At 62.5% G+C, this 20,410-nt stretch carries 22 protein-coding genes, 1 tRNA gene and 1 pseudogene; 11 read left to right on the forward strand and 13 right to left on the reverse strand.

The genetic code is table 11. The features are described from left to right. Nucleotides 1-334: 334 nt before the first annotated feature. The 4 genes from tolA to mgtE form a co-directional block, all read right to left on the reverse strand. Entirely contained in the window at nt 335-1,171 is an 837-nt protein-coding gene (gene tolA / locus HCN58_RS25360; protein WP_171582193.1) for a cell envelope integrity protein TolA, read from the reverse strand. A 59-nt stretch (nt 1,172-1,230) separates the two neighbouring features. Next, the gene (locus tag HCN58_RS25365) at nt 1,231-2,049 is read right to left on the reverse strand and encodes an aldo/keto reductase (protein WP_171582104.1); all 819 of its coding nucleotides are present in this window, start codon (nt 2,047-2,049) and stop codon (nt 1,231-1,233) included. A gap of 110 nt (nt 2,050-2,159) precedes the next feature. Then, nucleotides 2,160-2,519, reverse strand: coding sequence for a helix-turn-helix domain-containing protein (locus tag HCN58_RS25370; protein WP_171582194.1), 360 nt, complete (start codon nt 2,517-2,519; stop codon nt 2,160-2,162). A 64-nt stretch (nt 2,520-2,583) separates the two neighbouring features. Then, nucleotides 2,584-4,020: a magnesium transporter gene (mgtE, locus tag HCN58_RS25375; RefSeq protein WP_171582105.1), complete on the reverse strand. Its 1,437-nt coding sequence runs from the start codon at nt 4,018-4,020 to the stop codon at nt 2,584-2,586. A 154-nt stretch (nt 4,021-4,174) separates the two neighbouring features. On the opposite strand from mgtE, the gene HCN58_RS25380 reads away from it, so the two are divergent. Beyond that, nucleotides 4,175-4,921, forward strand: a complete 747-nt coding sequence (locus tag HCN58_RS25380) for a polysaccharide deacetylase family protein (RefSeq protein ID WP_235983883.1) — start codon at nt 4,175-4,177, stop codon at nt 4,919-4,921. 134 nt (nt 4,922-5,055) lie between these two features. Further along, entirely contained in the window at nt 5,056-6,402 is a 1,347-nt protein-coding gene (locus HCN58_RS25385; RefSeq protein ID WP_171582107.1) for a polysaccharide deacetylase family protein, read from the forward strand. A 167-nt stretch (nt 6,403-6,569) separates the two neighbouring features. On the opposite strand, the gene HCN58_RS25390 is transcribed toward HCN58_RS25385, so the two are convergent. Together HCN58_RS25390 and HCN58_RS25395 are read right to left on the reverse strand one after the other, a co-directional pair. Then, nucleotides 6,570-6,944: a hypothetical protein gene (locus HCN58_RS25390; protein WP_171582108.1), complete on the reverse strand. Its 375-nt coding sequence runs from the start codon at nt 6,942-6,944 to the stop codon at nt 6,570-6,572. Nucleotides 6,945-7,416: 472 nt separating this feature from the next. Next, the gene (locus HCN58_RS25395) at nt 7,417-7,842 is read right to left on the reverse strand and encodes a hypothetical protein (RefSeq protein WP_171582109.1); all 426 of its coding nucleotides are present in this window, start codon (nt 7,840-7,842) and stop codon (nt 7,417-7,419) included. A gap of 311 nt (nt 7,843-8,153) precedes the next feature. Between HCN58_RS25395 and HCN58_RS36065 the strand changes: the two genes are divergently transcribed. Beyond that, nucleotides 8,154-8,942 carry a hypothetical protein gene (locus HCN58_RS36065; RefSeq protein ID WP_235983859.1) on the forward strand — a complete coding sequence of 263 codons (789 nt, stop codon included), beginning with the start codon at nt 8,154-8,156 and terminating at the stop codon, nt 8,940-8,942. Nucleotides 8,943-9,182: 240 nt separating this feature from the next. Here HCN58_RS36065 and HCN58_RS25405 read toward each other — a convergent pair whose 3' ends face one another. Next, on the reverse strand, nt 9,183-9,392 hold the full coding sequence (locus tag HCN58_RS25405) for a hypothetical protein (RefSeq protein WP_171581865.1): 210 nt from the start codon (nt 9,390-9,392) through the stop codon (nt 9,183-9,185). A 639-nt stretch (nt 9,393-10,031) separates the two neighbouring features. Between HCN58_RS25405 and HCN58_RS25410 the strand changes: the two genes are divergently transcribed. Beyond that, nucleotides 10,032-10,445, forward strand: a complete 414-nt coding sequence (locus tag HCN58_RS25410) for a YybH family protein (RefSeq protein ID WP_171582110.1) — start codon at nt 10,032-10,034, stop codon at nt 10,443-10,445. Between the two features lie 359 nt (nt 10,446-10,804). Here HCN58_RS25410 and HCN58_RS25415 read toward each other — a convergent pair. Then, nucleotides 10,805-10,889, reverse strand: a tRNA-Leu gene (locus tag HCN58_RS25415). 97 nt (nt 10,890-10,986) lie between these two features. After that, nucleotides 10,987-11,229 (reverse strand): FliM/FliN family flagellar motor switch protein, encoded by a 243-nt coding sequence (locus HCN58_RS36070; protein WP_027583831.1) that lies wholly within the window; start codon nt 11,227-11,229, stop codon nt 10,987-10,989. Nucleotides 11,230-11,292: 63 nt separating this feature from the next. Here HCN58_RS36070 and lipB point away from each other — a divergent pair, with 63 nt between their 5' ends. Continuing rightward, nucleotides 11,293-12,021: a lipoyl(octanoyl) transferase LipB gene (gene lipB / locus HCN58_RS25425; RefSeq protein ID WP_171582111.1), complete on the forward strand. Its 729-nt coding sequence runs from the start codon at nt 11,293-11,295 to the stop codon at nt 12,019-12,021. Between the two features lie 110 nt (nt 12,022-12,131). After that, nucleotides 12,132-12,428, forward strand: coding sequence for a hypothetical protein (locus tag HCN58_RS25430; protein WP_210266136.1), 297 nt, complete (start codon nt 12,132-12,134; stop codon nt 12,426-12,428). Between the two features lie 115 nt (nt 12,429-12,543). On the opposite strand, the gene HCN58_RS25435 is transcribed toward HCN58_RS25430, so the two are convergent. Beyond that, nucleotides 12,544-13,425 (reverse strand): LysR family transcriptional regulator, encoded by an 882-nt coding sequence (locus tag HCN58_RS25435; protein ID WP_171582112.1) that lies wholly within the window; start codon nt 13,423-13,425, stop codon nt 12,544-12,546. 106 nt (nt 13,426-13,531) lie between these two features. Between HCN58_RS25435 and HCN58_RS25440 the strand changes: the two genes are divergently transcribed. Further along, nucleotides 13,532-13,948 (forward strand): tautomerase family protein, encoded by a 417-nt coding sequence (locus HCN58_RS25440; protein ID WP_171582113.1) that lies wholly within the window; start codon nt 13,532-13,534, stop codon nt 13,946-13,948. Between the two features lie 50 nt (nt 13,949-13,998). Here the strand turns inward: HCN58_RS25440 and HCN58_RS25445 are convergent, their stop codons facing one another. Further along, complete coding sequence (locus tag HCN58_RS25445) at nt 13,999-14,427, reverse strand: tautomerase family protein (protein WP_171582114.1); 429 nt, start codon at nt 14,425-14,427, stop codon at nt 13,999-14,001. Nucleotides 14,428-14,539: 112 nt separating this feature from the next. Between HCN58_RS25445 and HCN58_RS25450 the strand changes: the two genes are divergently transcribed. After that, nucleotides 14,540-15,394, forward strand: coding sequence for a LysR family transcriptional regulator (locus tag HCN58_RS25450; protein WP_171582115.1), 855 nt, complete (start codon nt 14,540-14,542; stop codon nt 15,392-15,394). A gap of 81 nt (nt 15,395-15,475) precedes the next feature. Then, nucleotides 15,476-16,999 (forward strand): PAS domain-containing hybrid sensor histidine kinase/response regulator family protein, encoded by a 1,524-nt coding sequence (locus tag HCN58_RS25455; RefSeq protein WP_171582116.1) that lies wholly within the window; start codon nt 15,476-15,478, stop codon nt 16,997-16,999. Nucleotides 17,000-17,028: 29 nt separating this feature from the next. On the opposite strand, the pseudogene HCN58_RS25460 reads toward HCN58_RS25455, so the two are convergent. Continuing rightward, nucleotides 17,029-17,404: pseudogene (locus HCN58_RS25460) on the reverse strand (DUF1731 domain-containing protein); the annotation flags it as partial. 501 nt (nt 17,405-17,905) lie between these two features. Between HCN58_RS25460 and soxC the strand changes: the two are divergent. Then, nucleotides 17,906-19,177: a sulfite dehydrogenase gene (soxC, locus tag HCN58_RS25465; RefSeq protein ID WP_171582117.1), complete on the forward strand. Its 1,272-nt coding sequence runs from the start codon at nt 17,906-17,908 to the stop codon at nt 19,175-19,177. Next, nucleotides 19,164-19,703, forward strand: a complete 540-nt coding sequence (locus HCN58_RS25470) for a c-type cytochrome (RefSeq protein WP_171582118.1) — start codon at nt 19,164-19,166, stop codon at nt 19,701-19,703. Before soxC ends, HCN58_RS25470 begins: the two co-directional genes overlap by 14 nt. A 524-nt stretch (nt 19,704-20,227) precedes the next feature. Here the strand turns inward: HCN58_RS25470 and HCN58_RS25475 are convergent. Continuing rightward, nucleotides 20,228-20,371 carry a hypothetical protein gene (locus HCN58_RS25475; protein WP_171582119.1) on the reverse strand — a complete coding sequence of 48 codons (144 nt, stop codon included), beginning with the start codon at nt 20,369-20,371 and terminating at the stop codon, nt 20,228-20,230. Nucleotides 20,372-20,410 lie beyond the last annotated feature (39 nt).

Below are 20,410 nucleotides of genomic sequence, written 5' to 3' on the forward strand. Positions count from 1 at the left end.
GTTCCAAAGTGTCGCTGGATCGCCCGGCGCGAAGTCGCTTTCTACCGCTTAGGCGGCCATGCCAGATTGGCTGATACGCCATCTGCAACACCCCGCCGAGAACAAGGAGCACACCAAGCCATATGAGTATCATGCGCGTCTCCCGCCAATGAATGGGCCGCGAGACTGGCCAACGTTGCGGACCCGACTTCTCCTTTAGGTCGATTGTTTCTCAAAGTCGGGCCAGTGCTCTCGGGCCATCACGTCCTTATCATCCGTTTCGTCCGGCCGAAGTTCCATTTGGCCTCAGGAGCGCGACCTTCAGCCCTTCCCTGTCGCACCGTGAGCTCACGCGCTAGGACGCGGAAAAATCATGCGGCGTAAAGCTGAGGTCGAGCACCTTCCATTCGCCGTAGCGGTCTACCGGCAACATGGCATAGGGCTGGCAGGCCGAGAGTGCGCGGATGGCGCCCTGCATCAGCAATGGTCCCTTCATGGAGGCGCTGGCCTCGATCAGGATCGGTTCCGCGGCGAGCCGGCCGTCCGGCGTCATCAAGACGCGCAGCTTGACCTTGACATCATCGGCGCCCGACAGCGATGCCGGCAATTTCGAGCAGGTCTTGAGGTGCCGCCGGAATTCCGCGATCACGGTGCTCGAGATCTCGGCGGCTTCGGTCGCGGGGGCGTCAAAATTGTCGTCGCTCTTGTTAGGGCCTGACGCGGCAGCCGACGGCAGCGGCGAGAGGTCGGGCGGCAACCCGAGCAACACCTGATATTTGATCGAGATATCCGGCTCGGGCGGAGTATAGGCCGGCGCCGCCGGTTGTGATGGCGGCGGTAGTGGGGGCTGCGGCTCGGCCGCGCGTGGCGTCGCGAGCGCAGCCTGCTCCCGCGGTGGCGGCTCTAGCTGCGCTGACGGCGGAGGTGGACTGGCAGCGGCAGGCTTATTCAGAAGGGAAAAATCAGGGTGCGGCGTTGGCGCCGGTTCCGGCCTGGTCTCGGCGGCTTGCTGTTCGGCCGGCTTTAGCTGTTCGGGAACTTGCTGCGGCGTGACGATCTCGACCGGGACCTGCTCGGCGGTCACTATGCCGAACGGATGCACCTCCGAAAACAGCAGCACGAGCGTCAGCAGCGACACATGCGCGATCGCCGACGCCGTGATTTCAGAGGGTATGATCCGCCGCAGCTCCATCGCATCGCAACGATGTTCGTATTCCCTGCCGCCACCATAGCGTTCGGCGGCGTGGCTTCTCAATCCCATTTCGGCGCGAAACCGAAATCCGTGAGCCGGCCGGCGGCGCTGCCCATGGCGGAAATCTCCTGCATGTCCTCGTCCGACAGCTCGAAATCGAAGATCTCGATGTTCTCTGAGAGCCGCTCGAGTCTGGAGGTTCGCGGGATCGCTGCCACGCCCTGCTGCACCAGCCAGCGCAGGCAGATTTGCGCCGCCGTCTTGCGATAGCGGTCGCCGATCCGCTGCAACGCGCGGTCACTTTTGATGCGCCCCCTGACGACCGGACTGTAAGCCACCAGTGCCATGCCGTGCCGGGCGCAAGCCTCCTTCACTTTGGTCTGGTCGAGATAGGGATGGTACTCGACCTGGTCGCACACCAGCGGCTCCGGGCACGCCGCCACCGCCTCCTCGATCAAAGCCACGGTGAAATTGGATACGCCGATATGCCGCGCGAGCCCCTGCTGCCTGACCCGTGATAGTGCGCCCAGCGTCTCCACGAGCGGCACCTGCGGGTTCGGCCAGTGCAGCAGCAACAGATCGACCTCGGTCAGGCGCAGCCGCACCAAGCTTTCCTTGGCAGAACGTTCCAAATCGTGGGGCGCGAAATGCGAGGGCCACACCTTGGTGGTGAGGAAAACTTGATCGCGCTTCACGCCCGCAGCCCGCAGCCCCTCGCCGACCTCACGTTCGTTGTCGTACATCTGAGCGGTGTCGATGTGGCGATAGCCGAGCCGCAGCGCCTGCTCGACGATGCGCGCGCAGGTGCGCCCGCGCAATTCCCAGGTGCCCAGCCCGATCGCCGGAATTTTTGCACCATTGGCTTCGACAAACAGCATTGGTTGTATCCGCGGACCAGCCCCCATTATGGGCTGCGCAAACACCCGTGCCAACAGTTGCGCTTCGAGCGAAGCGAATTCAGTTTCGCGTGAACGCGCCAAACCAAGAGCTAGGCTGGCGAGGGTTCCGTGGCCAGCGCCGCGAAAACCGTTTCCGGCGAATGGGCGATCACGGCTAGAAGCGCCCGCGCCGGCCCGCGCGGCACACGCTTGCCCTGCTCCCAATTCCGAATGGTTTCGACGGGCACGCCGAGCCGAGCCGCGAATTCGATCTGGGTCAGGCAAGCGCGACGACGAAGGTCACGCACGGCGGGCAGCGCGGCGGTTTCGCCAGTTATTGCGTCAGGCACGACGGTCGCAGTTGAAGACAGCGCCGGCGCGAGTCCGGAGATCGTGGGCGCGAGCGGAAACTCCTGCCCGTCCCGCAGTTCGACGATCCGTCCGTCCGCTTTCAGCCGCAAGCGCTGCATGTTGACCTCGTGGCCAACATCATCAGCCAAGCGCCTTAAGGTCCGATTAACGATAAATGAGGCGCTATTTCAGCCCGAACCACAGCGTGGCGATGCCAAGAAACGAGAAGAAGCCGACCACGTCGGTGATCGTGGTGACGAAAGTTCCCGACGCCACCGCCGGATCGGCGCGCACCCGTTCCAGTACCATCGGGATCAAGATGCCGCCAAGCGCACCGGCGACCAGGTTGCAGATGATGGCAAGCCCGATCACGACGCCCAGGCCAGGGATTTTGAACCACGCCACCGCGGCAACGCCGGTGATAATGGCAAAGGCGAGCCCGTTGACGAGGCCGACCATCGCCTCGCGGATCACAACGCGGAACGCGTTGTTGGAACCGAGTTCGCGGGTCGCCAGCGCCCGCACCGCCACCGTCATGGTCTGGGTCGCGGCATTGCCGCCCTGGCTCGCCACGATCGGCGCGAGCACGGCAAGCGCCACCATCTTCTCGAGCTGCCCCTCAAACAGGCCGAGCACGGAGGATGCCAGAAACGCGGTCGCCAGATTGACCAGGAGCCAGTTGAAGCGGCCGCGCGCGATGGTCCATACATTGTCGGACAATTCTTCGTCGCTGGTGACGCCGCCGAGCGCCTTCAGGTCTTCGTCGGCCTCTTCCTCGATGACATCGACGACGTCGTCGATGGTGATGACGCCGACCAGCCGGTTGGTGGTGTCGACGACCGGAGCCGCGACCAGATTATACTTGCCGAACATCCGCGCGACCTCTTCCTGGTCGTCCAGCACCGAGACGCGGCGGCGGTCTTCCTCGATCAGGTCGGCGAGCGGCACCGGCCGGCGCGCCCGCAATAACGTGTCGAGCGAAACCGCGCCCTGCCAGTGCTGTTCGGAATCGACCGCGTAGATCTCGTAGAAGCGGTCAGGCAGATCGGGCGTGTCGCGCATGTAGTCGATCGCCTGCCCAACGGTCCAGTCCGGCGGCACCGCGATAAACGCGGTCTGCATCCGGCGGCCGGCGGAATTTTCCGGGTAGAGCAGCACGCGCTCGATTGCGACGCGTTCGGGCGGCGGCAGCTTTTCGAGGATCTCTTCCTGGTCCTCCTCGTTGAGGCCCTGGAGCAACTGGACGGCGTCGTCGGATTCCAGTTCGCGAACGCCCTCGGCAACTGTCTCCGGCTCGAGCTCCTCGAGGATCTCCTCGCGGACGGCGTCGTCGACCTCGTTGAGCGCCGAGAAGTCGAAATCGGTGCCGGTGATCTCGACCAGGGTGACGCGGTCCTCGGGCTCGAGCGCCGCGATCAAATCGCCGAGATCGGCCTCGTGCAGTTCCGCCACCACCTCGCACAATAGCGGCCGGTCGGCAGCATGGATCGCGCGTGTGATCTCTTCGACAAACTCGTGTCGGAGCTGCCCCTCCTCGTCCCGCATCAGGAGAGGGTCGAGCACCGATCCTTCGGCCGGTCGCGCTTCGGCGGCTTGGGCAACGTCGATATTCTCGGCCATGCCGCGCCTCGCCGGTTTGACAGAATGAGCGAACTCGTCTGAGCTACGCTGCACGCATTACCCAATCGGCTGCGCCATGCGCAATGCCAAATATCAGCAGCGGCCAATGACCCGGAAATTCGGCGCGGGGCTGTGCCCGGCGGGCGCGATATTGATGACCTTGGCTGCGGCGGCGACCGCTGCCGAATGTCCTCGCAAGGACGCGCTCGGCACCTCACGCGTTCTCGCGGTGGACGCGGCTACCTATCCGCGCGTGGGCCTCAAGAGCTTTCCACAGACGCTTCCGCTGGAAGATCGCGAGGTGGTGCTGACCTTCGACGACGGACCGTGGCCGCCGACGGACCAGAAGATACTGGCGGCCCTGGCGCAGGAATGCGTGCGCGCGACTTTTTTCGTGATCGGAAGGCACGCCTCCGAGCACCCCGAACTTGTGAGAAGAATGGCAGCTCAGGGTCATACCGTTGCCCATCACACATGGAGCCATCCCAATCTGAAATACAAGAAGGCTGATGCGGCCATCGACGAGATCGACAAGGGCATCGCGGCCGTCGAAATGGCACTGCACGGTGCGGCCACGACGACCCCAAGCATGCCATTCTTCCGCTTCCCCTACTTTGAAGCGCAGCCCTCCACGCTGGAGATCCTGCAAAAGCGCGGCATCGCTGTGTTCGGGGCCGATCTCTGGGCCAGCGACTGGAATCCGATGACGGCGGCACAGCAACTGAAACTGCTGACCGACCGGCTGCAAATTGCCCGCAAGGGCATCATCCTGCTGCACGATCCGAAGGCGCAGACCGCCGCGATGCTGCCGGCCTTCCTGCGCTACCTGCGCGACAATCACTACCGCGTGGTTCACGTCATTCCGGCAGATGCCAAAACCGTGTCCGGCAAGGCACATTAAAGCCAAAATCGGCATGAAGTTCAGTCGATCAAAGCACCATTCATCGCGTCTCGTGTAAGCATGGTCTGCTTGAAGAAAGATTGAACCTTGGTGCTGGTCATCAGGACCAAGGACTGGAATGAAGCCGGTGTTCAATGATTGCTAGCGTATTCGAAGGTAGCCGAAAGCGGCCATGGGCCGCTTTGTGCATGGGAGCGCTGGCCTGCCTCACCGTACAGACAGCTTCTGCCGCCGAATGCCAAGGTCATCCCGACGCCATCGGCACGTCACGGACGCTTGTGGTCGACCCGCGCGCCTATCCCATTATCGGCACGATGCAGTATGGCAAGACGCTGGCGCTCGAAGATCATGAGGTGGTGCTGACCTTCGACGACGGTCCACTGCCGAAATACAGCAACCAGATTCTCGACATTCTCGCCGCCCATTGCGCGAAGGCGACCTTCTTCCTGGTCGGGAGCCAGGCCAACGCCAATCCGGAAGGCGTGCGCAAGGTGCGCGATGCCGGCCACACGGTCGCCACCCACACCCAGAACCATCCGGGCGGCATGGATCGCCTGCCGCTCGACCGCGCCAGGCAGGAAATCGAACAGGGCATCGCATCGGTGACCGCGGCGCTGGCCGACGGCACCGCGCCCGCGCCGTTCCTCCGCATTCCTGGCCTTCGCCGGAATGATGGGATAGAGGAATTCGCCGCGTCCAAGGGACTCCAGCTCTGGAGCGCCGATTTCCCGGCCGATGACTGGCGCAACGTCTCCGCCGGCCGCGTCTACGACCTCGCGATCCAGCGGCTGGAGGCGAAGGGAAAAGGCATCCTGCTGCTGCACGACATTCAGCCACGCACGGTCGCGGCGCTGCCGAGAATCCTGAGCGAACTGAAGGCGCGCGGCTATCGCATCGTCCATGTGGTGCCGGCGACACCGGAGCGACCGGCGACGCCGACCGAGCCGCAGCAATGGCAGTTGCGTCCGGCATCGGAAATGATGGCGATTTCGCGCTGGCCGAAGGTCTCGAAATTCGCTGTTGCCGGCCCCGCCGCGCTCCCCGTCCCGGCTTTGTCCGATCTCGACTGGCACACGGCCGATCTTGGCGCGCGCGCTTCGCGGCGCGGGCGCGGCGTACCCCTGCCTCCGGCAACGCTGTGGCCGCGCCAGACCAGTTTGCCGCCGGTCGGCACGCTGGCCGCGCTGCCGATTCCGGCGCAGAGTATTTTCAAGATCCCGGAATCGATGCGCGTCACCATGCTGGCCTCCGCCGCGCGCCGCGCGACGCCGATTGCGCAAATTCGGTCAACGGAAGTCTCCTCGGCAAGGCTCGCCGGGAAATCCCGTCGCCACCACCGCGCGGCGACCGCCGAGCTACCAGCGTCAGCCGGACAGACCGCCGAGGCGCCGGAGCACGCCAGCGGGACGGCGCCGAAGCCGGCGGCGCAAGCCAAGCGGAATGCGCGATCAGTTCGTGTTGCTGGCTTGAAAAAGCGCTGATCGGCCGCGGTCCTGCCCGATTGGATCAGGACCGCGCGCTAGATTCTTGTCTTGACGCGTTTCCGTAACGCGAACCGGTATCTACTTCGCTGGAAAACGCTCTAATCATTTGTTTTGAATTCGTTTTCCCGAGGCGGGCGCCGCTCACCCGCAATTGCGACAAAGGCTCAACTGGCAACTATCTTGGCGATGCAGAGCAGGATGACGATGGCGAGAAACAGCAGGTCGATATAGGCCTTGATCTCGCCGGCTTGGCGAAGCCCGCTGACTTCAGTGATCACCTGCTTGCGTGTGGACGTCGAATTCGGCCCCTCGCCCAGCGCCGCCACCAAGCGGCGTGCCTCCAGTTCCAGCCGCTCGATGCGCTGGAAGAAGTGAAACGATCGCAGCGCGGATGCCGCATGCATGCCGGCATAGACCAGCACGAGAACCGCGACGACCACGCGATGCTGGTACTTTTCGAGGAAATTCAGAGCAAAATAGACCAGCGCCAGGAACACGAAGTTGGAGAGGAATCGATAGGCGTAGCTAAGAAACAGCATGAAGATGCTCCGGGTGGTCTTGGTAGCGTCGAGCTTCTTGGAAGCGCCGAACCGCGGCGAAGCGCGCGGAACCGGAATCACCGGCCGCCGGGCTTGCGCAGTTTACGCGAACGATGGGACGACAGGGAATCAACCCGCACCCCACCCCCAAAGGATTGCGGCGGCGTGTCATTGCGGACACGCACCCGCCTGACCAGCCGATTGCGCAAGCCAAACCGCAACTTGTAGTGCGAGCGCAGACCTGCCTGATCAGGCGTGCGGCCATCGCAGCGCCGATGTCGGGCGACCCCGACTGCCCGATACCCACAAAGGGGACCCGCCATTTGCGACGGGTACAGTTTAGGGAGGAGACTTCAAAATAAGCTGATTCGTGGCACCAGCCGTGTACCGCAATTCACACACGCTGTTCAAAAAACAAGTCTTCCCGTCGGGACGACAAACCTGGTCGATGTTCCGGATATCTAAAGGCAGCTTATGGCTTGCCTTCGATCATCTTGAGTTTGACGGCCTCGCAGGTCTTCCGAACGTGCTCGGTAAAGATTGCGCATTCTTCGATGCGCTTGAAGATCTTTTTGGCTTCCTCACGATAGGACGCTGCGGTATCGCGCATGAAGGCAATAGCGTTATGCACTTCGGCGGTCATTGCCTCGCATTTCCTCGCCGCGTTGATCAGCTCTGCTCCCATGGCTTCGATTTCCTTGGCAGCGGCTTCATAGTCACGTACCACGGCCTCGGCCGTGAGCGCGCCGACGCGCGTGACGCCCTCTTCATGCTCGACGTAATCAGGCATCGGCCCCGATGGGGCCGCCCTGATCGCAGGAAGGCTTCCTACGACATCTTCTTCAAGCTTGGCTAAATCCAGCGGTGCAGTCTTGTGAAGTCGTTCGATACTCGCCATCGGTCATTCTCCATCACCCGATGAACAGCCCCAGCGCGTGAGCATGGCGACCGATTCGTGGCGGAATCCTGCATGGAAGAAAGCAACGAAAAGGCGAGCGTATGACAACGCCGTGGGATCGCGCCCGAGGCGCTTCTATCCGCTCTCGAACCGGCACAGGTTCTCGCATTAACCATGCCGGCGCATCTGGTTGCGCGCGGCCTACGCTTAATGAGCATTTAACAGTTTTGCATCATTGATTGACGATCCAGCGCAACATCCTTCAAGCCGCAAGAATTGCGGGTCGCACTCAACCTCTTCAGGAGGATCGATTGAGGACGCTTCTTGTTTGCGCGCTGGCTACGACCTTGATCGGTTGCAGTAGCCAACAATCAACGCAGCCATCATGCGTTGGCCTGAACCCGTTAGCTTGCCTGACCGCGGTTCATGTGCCGATTGAACCTGACTCGTATGAGAACGATCCTGCGACAACGAAACCAGTGTCCGCCGTCGCCTTGCGCGGCGACGGGCCACCCCGATCTCACGCGCACCACGCGGTCCGTCGAACACCCAAGCCAATCAAGGTCGCGGCGAAACCTGCCATTCCCATACCGGCTCCTTCTCCGCAGGCGAACCGGCAGACGACAGGCAATGCCGTTGCTTCCCGGGCGCCACGAGCAGACGTCACCGATCCGCATCCAACGACCGACGCTGCGCCGATTCGAACGACAGAAGAGCAGGTGGCGGCCGCCTCTGCCGTCGCGGAGCGAATGTCGGTTCCGACGTTGGATGCGTCGCTGGACGCTCTGGTGGCCGTCCTCGTGGCAGGTCCCGACGTCAAGTCGATCTCCGAGCTGACCGGCAAGATAATTGCGATTGACGACAGATATTCCGAGTTGTCGATCGGCCGCGTCAGGACCGCGATGATGGCGGCGGGCGCGCTCGAAGTTCAACTGAGCAAAGGTCAAACCACGGCGATCAATCGGCTGGTGAGCAAAGAGGTTTCGGCCGCGGTCGTTGGGTTAGTCTCTGCCAGCGCCGCGGATAGCTTTCCTGAACTCGCGCGATACAAGATCTTCCAAATTCCGCTCAAATCTCGATCGAGCCCGGCCAAGCCGTGATGGGTTTCTCCTTCGAAGAATTCCGCTACCCCATGACGGGATGCGGGCCGCCCAGCCAAAACCCAACCTGATGTTGCCGCTCAAAGCGAGAAACGGCCTCAGCGGGGCGAATCGCTGAGGTCGCGAAGCCGGAGAATGTCTGGTGAGATCCTCACGGATCTGGCGTCCGAGACAGCCACCATGCCGTCCTCGATATATCAGACGTTTTTTGGTGGCGAGCCTACCTTCTCATCTTTCGCTTCATTTCGTCGTCTGGCGTGTTTGGCCCGCCTCCGCCAGCGGCGCTACCGGATGTGCCTGCCGCTCCGCCCGTACCCGTTCCGCTTGCGGAAGCTCCGCCCGCGCCAGACCCATCGCCAGTACCGCCGGTACCGCCGGCAGCGGCGCCCCCGCTACCCGTGCCACCCGCGCCTGCACCCGCACCTGCGCCAGCGCCAGCACCTCCGGCACCACCCCCTCCGCTGCCCCCAGCACCGCCACCTTGCGCGACGGCCAACGTCGAGCCGAGCGCAAAGAACAATGCCAACGCGATCGCTGATACTTTCATGTCGTCCTCCGCTGTACTTGTGGAAGCACCGGAAATCTTCGGGCGACGCCTTCGTTCCTATTCTTGCTGCGCCAAATGCGCCCAAAGGACGCCGAGGACGCTGGGGGAACGATTCCGCGCGCGGAGCCTAGGCCAGAGCTGCCATCATTTAGCGCAGAGCTGGGGGAGGACATGACATCTGGTTCAAAGAAGCCTCTTCGGCCCGAAGATCTGCCCTGGACCGCAGAGCCGAAGGAAAAAAGCTGATTTTAAGGCTGGCGCGCTCGGAGGGCGGTCGCATTTGTTGCGGTTTCAATGGCTTATCCGAGTGCACTAAACCATAAGCTGCACACCAGGCCCAACGATGCACTTCGATGCTGATATCCTCCCTAGAAGGCTTTTCCTCAGCGGATCTAGGAAATTCAAAGACGCCGCGCCTCGCCGATAGAAGCGGTCCATCAGGCCGTCCTTCTTCGCTCCCACGTTCAAGTCGCACGACCGCGCACCCATGTCGGATTGATGGCCCGCCGTTCGTCCTCTGAGTATACAAAGGAGCCAAAGCCATGTCTGAACACGCCGACCCCGAAGAGACCCGGATCAAGGCTCTCCTCGAGACCTGGGCGGACGCGGTCCGCCAGCACGATGTTCCCGCCATTCTCGCTCATCACGAGCCGGACATGGTGATGTTCGACTTGCCGCCGCCCCTGCAATGCAAGGGGATCGAGGCGTACGAACAGACCTGGGACCTGTTCTTCCCCTATCACAAGCGCGGAACGGCCTTCGATATTCAAGAGCTCGCCGTGACCGCGGGCCAGGACGTCGCCTTCGCGGTCGCGATCATGCGCTGCGGTCCCAATTCGTCCAGCAACCCAGCGGACAAGGAGGGTTTCCTATTTCGGTTGACCGTGGGCCTGCGCAAGGTCGACGGCGACTGGCGCATCGCCCACGAGCATCACTCGGTACCCGCGAACGACTAGTCAAATCGGACATGCTTTCGGTGTGATAGCACGCAGTCGGGCCCGACGGCGCCATGCCGGCATATCGTCGGATGGAACGCTACTGGGGAGACTGCGTAGCGCTCACGGATGAGAGAGTACGAGCCCGCCGATTTCTATGCTGGGCTACACCACTGCCCCCTCGTGAGCAGGTGGTGGCTTTCCGTCGCGGGGCTTTGGTTCAAATAAAGATGCAACGACCACAAGAGCAGGCGCTGGATCAAGACGGCGCAAGATCAAACAGGGACGATTTGGACGAAACAAAGCACTAACATTCGCTGCGAGTAACAATGTGGGAATAAAAATAGCGAAAATAATTTCGCATCAATGACTTATGCTTTTGGTGCGCTCGGAGGGACTCGAACCCCCACGATGTTACTCACTGCCACCTCAAGGCAGCGCGTCTACCAATTCCGCCACGAGCGCTTGGGATGCCGGCTGGAAGGATTGCAGCCCGCCGGATCAACGGCTGCGATGTAACAAATCAGGGATGCAGGGACAAGGCAGTTTTGCGCTCCGATAACTACCTGACATCAGGCGATTTCGGCAGCATTTGCTTGACTTCGACCGCGATGCGGTTGCGATCGACCAGCACCACCCCGGAGGCAATGGGCAAGTTATTGGCGAGGATCTTGACCTCGTCCGCCTCGGTAGCGTCCAGTTCGATAATGGCGCCGCGGGAAAGCCGCATTACCTGGTGGATGGGCATGGTCGTGGTGCCGAGCACCACCATGAGATCGACGCTGACTTTATCGAGGGTGGCCACTTCTGAACCGCCAAAGGGGACTAAATTGGTGTGGTTCCCACCTGACCACGTTATGGTTAGCCAATGGTTAATGACCGCCAAAGCCTCGATTTGACGACCTTCGCGCAAGCCCAAGGCGGCGGCGGGGTTGAATGGCGGATTTCGGCGGAACCGGTACCCTATCCCGAGGCCGTGGCTGCAATGGAGGCCCGCGCGGCGGAGATCGCCGAGCGGAAGGCTACCGAACTGGTCTGGCTCCTGGAGCACCCCCCGCTCTACACGTCGGGTACTAGCGGCAAGGAAGGCGACCTGCTCGACCCGCGCTTCCCGTTGTTCACCAGCGGCCGCGGCGGACAGCTCACCTATCACGGTCCCGGCCAGCGGGTGGCATATGTGATGCTCGACCTCAAGCGGCGGCGGCCGGACGTGCGTGCCTATGTTGCCGGCCTCGAAGAATGGATCATCCGTACGCTGGATGCCTTCAATGTGCGCGGCGAACGCCGCGAGGATCGTGTCGGCGTCTGGGTCAGGCGGCCGGACAAGGGTGTCGGCCACGAAGACAAGATCGCCGCGATCGGCGTGCGGTTACGGCGTTGGGTATCGTTCCACGGCATCGCCATCAATGTCGAGCCGGAGCTTTCGCATTTTTCCGCCATCGTCCCCTGTGGCGTCGCCGATCCGCGTTACGGAGTGACTTCACTCGTGGACCTCGGCCTGCCCGTGACGGTAGAGGACGTCGACATCGCACTCCGGCGGGCATTCCAGGAGGTGTTCGGAGCGACCATAGCGCACTTGCCTGCGGCGACGGCCTGAAATTCTCGATCGGATGCCGGTGACTATCGCGGCTCTTCCTTGAGGTCTTCCGCCACGACGAGCGGGGCCACATATCCAGAGGCATGCGGTGAACAGTGGAGGTCGCGATAATGTCGCACAGGCTTCCCTTCGAAAACCGATGGACCAACGGCACGCACGCCTGGGAATGGAATTGCGCACTTGACCGACTGGGCGTGGCGAACGTGCGCGCCATGTTCGCAGATCACGAACTTCATCATCCGAACCGGCTTAGCGGCACGATAAACATTCCCGCCGGATTCGTTCGCGACTGGCTGGCATTCCACGATCGCCGCGCGGCGCGGCAGCAACTGCGTTGGCGAACCGCCGTGATTGTGGCCTCGCTTGTCGCTGCGACCGCGGCCGTGCTGGATGTGCTGATCGTGTGAAGAGGAGAGCCGCTCGGCGGACGAGCCGCGATGCCAACGTCGCGCTCCGCCGCGTTCGAAGATGTGTTCAGCGCCACGAGCGCGAGTGCACGCTGAAACGACCTTCTGACCGCCATCAAACGCTCGCCTTGAGGAAATCGACGAAAGCCCGAACCCGCGGCATGGTCTGCCGGCCTGGCAGGATCAGGGCCGTGATCGGTTGCGGATCGGGATCGTGGCAGTGCGCCAGCACCGGCACCAGCCTGCCATCTTTCACCGCCGCCTCCCCCAGAAAATCGCCGAACCGCACGAGACCGGCGCCGGCCAGCGCGAGGTCGAGAAGGAAATCGGCGCTGTCCGAGCGGATCGATCCTTTCACCGGCACCATCATCCGCTTGCCGTGCTCGAACATCGGCCATTGCGCGAGGCGCGAGAAGCCGCTGAGCTGCAGGCAATTGTGTCGGGCGAGATCGGCGGCCTGTTCGGGGATGCCATGACGCTCCAGATATCGCGGGCTTCCGGCGATGATGCGCCTGACTTCACCGAGGCGAACCGCGATCAGCTCGCTGTCGCCAAGCGGCCCGACCCGGATCGTGACATCGACCTGGTCGGCGATCGGATCGATGCGGTGATCGCTCACCGAAAGCTCGACCGCAATTTCCGGAAACTGATCCATAAACTGCGGCAGCAGTCGCGCAAGCCGGTGTCTTGCGAACGCCGTGCCGCTGTTGATCCGCAGATTGCCGCGCGGACGTCCATGAACGGAGGCGACATCGGCTTCGGCAGCCTCCACTGCAGCCAGGATGCTCCTTGCATGAAGGAGGAACGTCTCGCCCTCCTGCGTCAGCACCAGCCGCCGCGTCGTCCGATGCAGCAGCTTGGCGCCGATGCGGCGCTCCAGTCTCGTCACGATCCGGGAGACGCCCGAGGCGGTCAGCTCGAGTTCGGCGCCAACAGCCGCGAAACTCCCCAGATCGACCGTTCGGGCGAAAACCGCGAGGTCTGACATCGGGTGCATCAGCATATTCGTGAGATTTCAGTATGAGTGTTTCTCAAAAGAGAGAATTTATCTCCACTCTTAGCACGAATAGGACGGAGTCCCTCGGAAATTTGGAGGTCTTCCCATGCCCCTCGCCCGCATCTCCGTTCCCGCCCATCTTGCGCCGGCCAGAATTCGCGCCCTCGCCGACGCCGTGCACGAGGGTCTCGTCGAGACCTGCGGCGTGCCCCCCAAGGACCGGTTTCAGCTCGTTTCGACCTACGCGCACGAAATGATGTTCATCGATCCGACCTTCCCGGATGTCGCGCGCACGGTAGATGCGTCGATCATCGAGATTTTGTTTCTCGCGGGGCGCACCGTCGATCAGAAGAAAAGGCTGTTTCGGCGGATTGTGGATCGGGCCGCCGGCGCCGGATTTTCCGCAGACGACATCATGATCGCGCTCTCCGAGAATACGCCGGTGGACTGGTCGCTCGGACGCGGGCTCGCATATGGCGACCACCATGCGCCGATGGCAACCAGCCCTGGGCCCGCGGGCTAGCCGCAGCCGAGCGGACGGCACCGCCGCGCCGTCCGCGCGTCAGGCGATCTTCACGCCGTAGCCTTCCGCGGCGCGACGTCGAGCTGGCCGGCGATATAGCGGCGCTCCTGGGTGAGGCCGCCGAAGCCGTAAGCATCGCCCTTCACTTCGTCGACATGGGCGTAGCTCTCTTCATGCAGCGGCCCGAGCAATTCGCCCATGCGCTGGAATAGCGCGGCGAGATAGGCCGCCTTCTCGTCCTTGGTGTTGGTGCCCTCGCTGACGTGAACGTCGAGCCAGAAGCTGGCGAGACTCTGCTCAGCGAGCGATTTGCCGCCGGCGAACCAGTCGGCGGCATCGACCGACTTCACGATGACGGCAGTAACCTTCGGATCCTTGCGCAGGATTCGCGCAGTGAGATCGCTGACAGCGGACGCAATCTCGGCCTTCAGCGATGGCGCCTTGCGGACGCTGGAATAGGTGACGGTGATGAGAGGCATGGTCGTTCTCCTTGAGGGGCGCTGGCGTTGCGCTTCCTTTATCTAGACCCACGACCACCATTTTGGTACCTTATCTTTATTCATAGCAATGATAACGATCATTGATGATACCATGAGTACGCTCGATATCGATACGGTGCAGGCGTTCCTGCTGGTCGCTGAACTGCAAGGTTTTACCCGCGCCGCCGAAGCGCTCGGCACGACGCAGGCCGCCGTCAGCATGAAGCTGCAGCGGCTGGAGAGCGTGGTCGGCCGGCGGCTGGTCGAGCGCTCGCCGCGGGCGGTCGCACTGACCGCAGAGGGCATCGCGTTCCTGCCCCACGCCCGCGCGCTGATCGAGGCGCATGGCCGAGCGCTATCGGGCGACAAGCCCGTGCGCCCGCAATTATCGCTCGGGATTTCTGATCACGCCGCGGGACCCGAACTGGTGCCGCTGCTCGAACGGTTGCATGCAGTGTCGTCGCAACTGACGCTTTCCGTAACCATCGGCTTTTCGCGCCAGATGCTCGACGGCTACGATGCCGGTGAATTCGATGCCGTGATGGTCCGCCAGGAAGGCAGCCGCCGCGGCGGCGAGAATCTGACTGAAGACGGCTTCGGCTGGTTTGCCGCCAAAGGTCTGGTCTGGCGCCGCGGCGAGACGCTGCCATTGGCGACGCTGGCCCCGCCCTGCGGCGTACGCGCGCTCGCTGTCCGTGCCCTCGACAAGGCCGGCATCGCATGGAGCGAGAGGTTTGTCGGCGGCGGCGTCACCGCCGTGGCCGCCGCGGCATTGGCTGGCCTCGCGGTAGCGCCACTGGCCCGGCGGATTGCGCCAGCCGGTCTGGTCGACATCGGACCGGCACAAAAGCTGCCGCGGCTTCCTCCGTCCCGAGTAATACTGCATTCGAAGGTCAGCGACCCCGCCAAGCTGACAGCGCTGCGGATACTGGCGGCGACGTTCAGAAGTGTCGCCGCAGCGCGGTAACCCACCATTTCGTTAAAAAGTCCAACACCCGTGGAACCAATTCGCAGGACAAGCGTTTGCGCCGTCAAATGGGCAGGTCGAATGTTCAAAAAAGATCAGCAACCGCAAAGGGATCTATTCGAAAGCGAACGCAATTTCCGACTCCTGGTCGAAGGCGTTGCCGATTACGCGCTTTACATGCTGGATCCGACCGGCGTGGTCACGAGCTGGAATATTGGCGGCCAGCGGATCAAGGGCTACTCGCCCGACGAAATCATCGGGCAGCATTTCTCCCGCTTTTACACCGACGTCGACCGAGCGAACGGCAAGCCGCTGCGCGCCTTGCGTACGGCCCGGGAACAGGGCCGCTACGAGGAGGAAGGCTGGCGCGTCCGCAAGGACGGCACCTTCTTCTGGGCCAGCGTCGTTATCGATCCCATTTACGAGAACGGCAAGCTCGTCGGCTTCGCCAAGATCACCCGCGACATAACCGAGCGCCGCGAAGCTCAGCTCAAGCTGGAACAGATGCACCGGCAGCTCGCCGAATCGCAGAAGCTCGATGCGCTCGGCCAACTCACCGGCGGCGTCGCACACGATTTCAACAATCTCCTGATGATCATCAGCGGCAGTCTTCACACGCTGAAGAAGACCGTCGGCAACGATCCCAAATGCCAGCGGGCGCTATCGGCGATCGAAGGGGCGGCCAAACGCGGCGCCTCCCTCACCAGCCAATTGCTGACGTTCGCGCGGCGGCAGAGCGTCAATCCGCAGGCCGTCAACGTCGCTGAACGGATCGATGCGATGCGTGAGGTGCTCGACAGCGGCGTAGGCAGCGCGGTGAGACTGCAATTCGACGTCGCCTCCGGTATTTGGCCGGTCATGGTGGACGTTGCGGAGTTCGAAACGGCGCTGGTCAATCTCGTCATCAACGCGCGCGATGCCATGACCGCCGGCGGCGTTATCACGATCTCGGCGCACAACGATACGTCCGGCGGCGAGACCGGAGACGGCGAGTTCGTCGCGATCTCGGTGGCTGACACGGGCACGGGTATCGCGCCCGATATCCTCGGCAAGATCTTCGATCCCTTCTTCACCACCAAGCCGATCGGCAAGGGCACTGGTCTCGGACTATCGCAGGTTCATGGCTTCGCCCACCAGGCCGGCGGAACGGTCAAGGTGGCGAGCGAGCTCGGCAAGGGCACGAAAATCGCGATCCTGCTGCCGCGACAGGAGGCCGCTGACGCTGCCGAGGATATCGACGCGATCGAAACCGGCGGAAGTGGCACCGTGCTGCTGGTGGAGGACAATCCTGATGTTGCAGCCGTCAGCACCAGCCTGCTCGAACAGCTCGGCTACACCGTGCGCAGGGTGGCAAATGCCGAAGCCGCGTTGCGCGAAATCGAACTCGACGGAATAGACCTCGTATTCTCCGACATCGTGAAGCCCGGCAAAATGGACGGCCTCGGTCTGGCGCGCCACCTGAAGACCGTCAGGCCAGGATTGCCGATCCTCCTGACCAGCGGCTACAGCGATGCGGCGCTGAGCGTGCGCGGCGACTTTCCGATTCTGCGCAAGCCCTACGAAATCCACGAACTCAGCCAGGCGATCGCGAAACTGCCGCGGTGACGCCTGGCTGAGGGCACGCACTGCGTTTCTCACAAAATCGCCTCGAACGCGCTGCGTAGTGTTTCGTGCTGGAATACGAATCCGTTGCTTAGCGCCTTGTTCGGCAACACGCGCTGGCCGCCCAGCAGCAAATTCGTTGGCGAAATCGCCGCCGACACGGCGCAGCAGCGCGTCGGAGATGCGGAACATCGCAGGCCGGCGCAGCCTCCGGCCAAGCTCTTCGGTAAATTTCAAATTGGTGACCGGGATCGGCGCCGTCGCGTTGACCGGAGCTGAGATTTCCGGACGCGCGATCACATGAGCGATCAGCTGGATCAGATCGTCGCGCTCGATCCATGACATCCACTGCCGGCCTGAGCCGAGAGGTCCTCCGAGGCCGAACTCGAACGGCTTCAGCATTCGCGTGCCCAGGCGGACATTGTGCCGCGCCCTCGCCGACATCAGGCCTCTTTTGGATACAATTGAGATCGGTTAGCTTTCTTGGAAGCAGCTCTTCGAGACCGGACGTGCGATGTATCCGTTCGCGGCGAATGGGCAGCGCGAGCCGTCGGCGTCCATCGCACGCTCAACAAAAACAAACAGTCCACCTGTGCCGGTCTCTCAAGGAGCGCTCGCCGTGCGCACGAACGCACGGCGATGGTTTTGCTTGTTTTGACCGCAGCGGGGCATCGCCATGAAAACCAACATTGCGGATGTTCGTCACAACTCTGTTAACGGGCACATTTGCCACAGCGACCTGATGCAAGAACTCGGCCGCATGCACTTCGAGCCTTCGTGCAGGCTGCACGCGTCGGAGGTCAATCATAGCTCACCCGCATCTTCAAAGATCGGACCTTCTCGTTTTCTCGGATCTCACGAGCGAGGGTCTTCTTCGGTTGGCGGCTTCACGTCAAAGGGAGAACGCACATGATCAGAAAAATAAATCGGGATCCCGTCGAGCCGGCTGCGGGCAACGGAATTCTAAGCCGCCGTATCTTTCTTGAAGGTACGCTCGCTGTCGGTGCGACTGGCACCGGCCTGTCCTGCGCATCAGCAGAACCGCTTGCGGTGCAGCCGTGGATGAAGACGCCGGGTTCGGGATTTGTAGGCTATGGCCAGCCCTCACCCTTCGAGAGCAAGGTCGTCAAGGCCTTTCTGCCGTCCCCCGCCACGCCGGGCGTCGGCGCGTCGCGCACGCCGCTGCATCTGCTCGAGGGAATGATTACGCCATCCGGACTGCATTTCGAGCGCAGCCATTCCGGCATCCCGGACATCGATCCCGATCAACACCGGCTGGTGATCCATGGGCTGGTGAAGCGCCCGCTCGTGTTTACGGTTGAAGCCCTGTCGCGCTATCCGATGCAATCGCGTATCGCCTTCATCGAGTGTGGCGGCAACAGTCAGGTGCTCAACGCGCCGCAGGCGCAGCCGCTCAATGCGACGGCTATCCACGGCCTGGTGGGTTGTTCGGAATGGACCGGCGTGCCGGTCTCGACACTGCTCGATGAAGCCGGCGTCGAACCCGCGGCGCGCTGGGTGATCGCCGAAGGCGCCGATGCCGCCGCCATGAGCCGCAGCATCCCCATCGCCAAGGCGATGGATGATGCGCTCGTCTGCTTCTATCAGAACGGCGAGCGAGTGCGGCCGTCGAACGGCTATCCAGTGCGGCTGCTGCTGCCTGGCTTCGAAGGCAACATGAATGTGAAGTGGTTGCGCCGGCTCAAGCTGACTGCCGGCCCGGCCATGAGCAAAGACGAAACCTCGAAATACACGATCCTGCTCAAGGATGAGAAGGCCTGGCAGTTTGTGTTCCCGATGGAGGTGAAGTCCTTCATTGCACGTCCATCGCCGGGACTCGCGCTGCGGGGACCCGGGTTCTACGAAATTTCCGGCCTGGCGTGGTCGGGCAACGGCAGCATCCGGCAGGTCGAAGTCTCGGCCGACGGCGGACAAAGCTGGGCGCCGGCGGCTTTGCAGGGGCCGATCCTGCCAAAGGCGCCCGTGCGCTTCCGCGCAGCGTGGCAATGGAACGGCGGTCCCGCCGTGCTGCAGAGCCGCGCTACTGACGATACCGGCATGGTCCAGCCGACGCGCGCGCAGTTCGCGGCCGAGCGTGGCCTGCGTGGGGTCTACCACTACAATGCCATCGCAAGCTGGCGCATCGACGAAATGGGGGAGGTCAACAATGTCTACGCCTAAACGCATCGCCGGCTGCCTGTCCATGCTGACGGTCGCGTCGGCAGCTCTGGCCCAAGCCCCGCAGTTTGGGCAACCGATCGCGCCGGCCGATATCGCCCCGTGGGACATCAGCATCGGACCGGATGGCGTAGGCCTGCCGCCCGGGCGTGGCACCGCAATCGAGGGTGAGGCCATCTATGTCGCGTACTGTCAGGCCTGCCACGGCGAGAAGGGAATCGGGCCAAGTAACGCGCTCGCTGGTGCGCTTGTCGGCGGCATCGGCACACTTGCGCCGGACAAGATACCGGTAAAGACTGTGGGAAGTTTCTGGCCTTATGCGACAACACTGTTCGACTATATCCGTCGAGCTATGCCCTTCCAGGAGTCGAAATCGCTCACCGCGGACGAACTGTATGCCGTATCGGCCTACATCCTCCATCTCAACGGGATAATCGGGGCAACCGACGTGCTCGACGCGCACTCGCTGCCCAACGTGAGAATGCCGAACCAGGACGGGTTCATCCCATTCCCGCGCAATCCGAAGTAGCTTCGGCGCCGGACCTTGGTTCGGTTGTGGCCCCAAAGCAGACCTGCGGAACGCCCGGAGCGATGTCCGTTTTCAGGAGTGAACGCGACATGGCTCCGACGCCGGTCCATGTCGCCGTTTGACCCCAAAACGAACTCTGAGGATCGGCCAGCGAGCAGCGGGTTGTGAAGAGTCTCGGGTTCTCCCTGACCGATTCCCTGGCCATTTGATATCCTGCATTCCGGCCTGCCAGCAGAGACCGAATGTTGTTCAATCAATTCCAACGGCGCGATTTCATCGCGCTGCTCGGCAGCGCGTGGCTCTTGACGACTATCTGTGGTAACTTGCGCTGAAACATCTGCTCCAGAGCCGACATCATTTCGGGGCTGAAGGAATTGGTGTGATTACCATCTGTATCGAAAACAATTTGCAGATCTTCTTCGCACGTCGCGAATGCTGCGTGCTCAATCGCTTCGGGGCGCCGTTAGAAGGGTCGGGGCGCATCACCCCGAATTTATGAGTACATGTCCTGACGCCTCCCCGTCCTAGCGCGCGCCGGGCCGCCACGAGAGGTCATCAGACAGCACATAGATCGAAATCGCGGCCAGGCACATCACGACCCCGATCCAGAATATCGGCGAGTGATGGATCCGTCGCCAGTCGAGTTGTCCAGGGTGTTGCTGCTTCATTCAATTCACCTCGCGAGTGCCCGTCGGCCATACGACGCC

It is taken from the genome of Bradyrhizobium australiense (genome assembly GCF_013114825.1).
Taxonomy (GTDB): Bacteria; Pseudomonadota; Alphaproteobacteria; order Rhizobiales; family Xanthobacteraceae; genus Bradyrhizobium; species Bradyrhizobium australiense.

Coding starts and splice junctions, on each gene's coding strand:
- tolA (WP_171582193.1), bottom strand. CDS start 1,171: ATGGAGCTGCGGCGGATCATACCCTCTGAAATCACGGCGTCGGCGATC.
- HCN58_RS25365 (WP_171582104.1), bottom strand. CDS start 2,049: ATGCTGTTTGTCGAAGCCAATGGTGCAAAAATTCCGGCGATCGGGCTG.
- HCN58_RS25370 (WP_171582194.1), bottom strand. CDS start 2,519: ATGCAGCGCTTGCGGCTGAAAGCGGACGGACGGATCGTCGAACTGCGG.
- mgtE (WP_171582105.1), bottom strand. CDS start 4,020: ATGGCCGAGAATATCGACGTTGCCCAAGCCGCCGAAGCGCGACCGGCC.
- HCN58_RS25380 (WP_235983883.1), top strand. CDS start 4,175: ATGACCTTGGCTGCGGCGGCGACCGCTGCCGAATGTCCTCGCAAGGAC.
- HCN58_RS25385 (WP_171582107.1), top strand. CDS start 5,056: ATGATTGCTAGCGTATTCGAAGGTAGCCGAAAGCGGCCATGGGCCGCT.
- HCN58_RS25390 (WP_171582108.1), bottom strand. CDS start 6,944: ATGCTGTTTCTTAGCTACGCCTATCGATTCCTCTCCAACTTCGTGTTC.
- HCN58_RS25395 (WP_171582109.1), bottom strand. CDS start 7,842: ATGGCGAGTATCGAACGACTTCACAAGACTGCACCGCTGGATTTAGCC.
- HCN58_RS25410 (WP_171582110.1), top strand. CDS start 10,032: ATGTCTGAACACGCCGACCCCGAAGAGACCCGGATCAAGGCTCTCCTC.
- lipB (WP_171582111.1), top strand. CDS start 11,293: ATGGTTAATGACCGCCAAAGCCTCGATTTGACGACCTTCGCGCAAGCC.
- HCN58_RS25430 (WP_210266136.1), top strand. CDS start 12,132: ATGTCGCACAGGCTTCCCTTCGAAAACCGATGGACCAACGGCACGCAC.
- HCN58_RS25435 (WP_171582112.1), bottom strand. CDS start 13,425: ATGCACCCGATGTCAGACCTCGCGGTTTTCGCCCGAACGGTCGATCTG.
- HCN58_RS25440 (WP_171582113.1), top strand. CDS start 13,532: ATGCCCCTCGCCCGCATCTCCGTTCCCGCCCATCTTGCGCCGGCCAGA.
- HCN58_RS25445 (WP_171582114.1), bottom strand. CDS start 14,427: ATGCCTCTCATCACCGTCACCTATTCCAGCGTCCGCAAGGCGCCATCG.
- HCN58_RS25450 (WP_171582115.1), top strand. CDS start 14,540: ATGAGTACGCTCGATATCGATACGGTGCAGGCGTTCCTGCTGGTCGCT.
- HCN58_RS25455 (WP_171582116.1), top strand. CDS start 15,476: ATGTTCAAAAAAGATCAGCAACCGCAAAGGGATCTATTCGAAAGCGAA.
- soxC (WP_171582117.1), top strand. CDS start 17,906: ATGATCAGAAAAATAAATCGGGATCCCGTCGAGCCGGCTGCGGGCAAC.
- HCN58_RS25470 (WP_171582118.1), top strand. CDS start 19,164: ATGTCTACGCCTAAACGCATCGCCGGCTGCCTGTCCATGCTGACGGTC.
- HCN58_RS25475 (WP_171582119.1), bottom strand. CDS start 20,371: ATGAAGCAGCAACACCCTGGACAACTCGACTGGCGACGGATCCATCAC.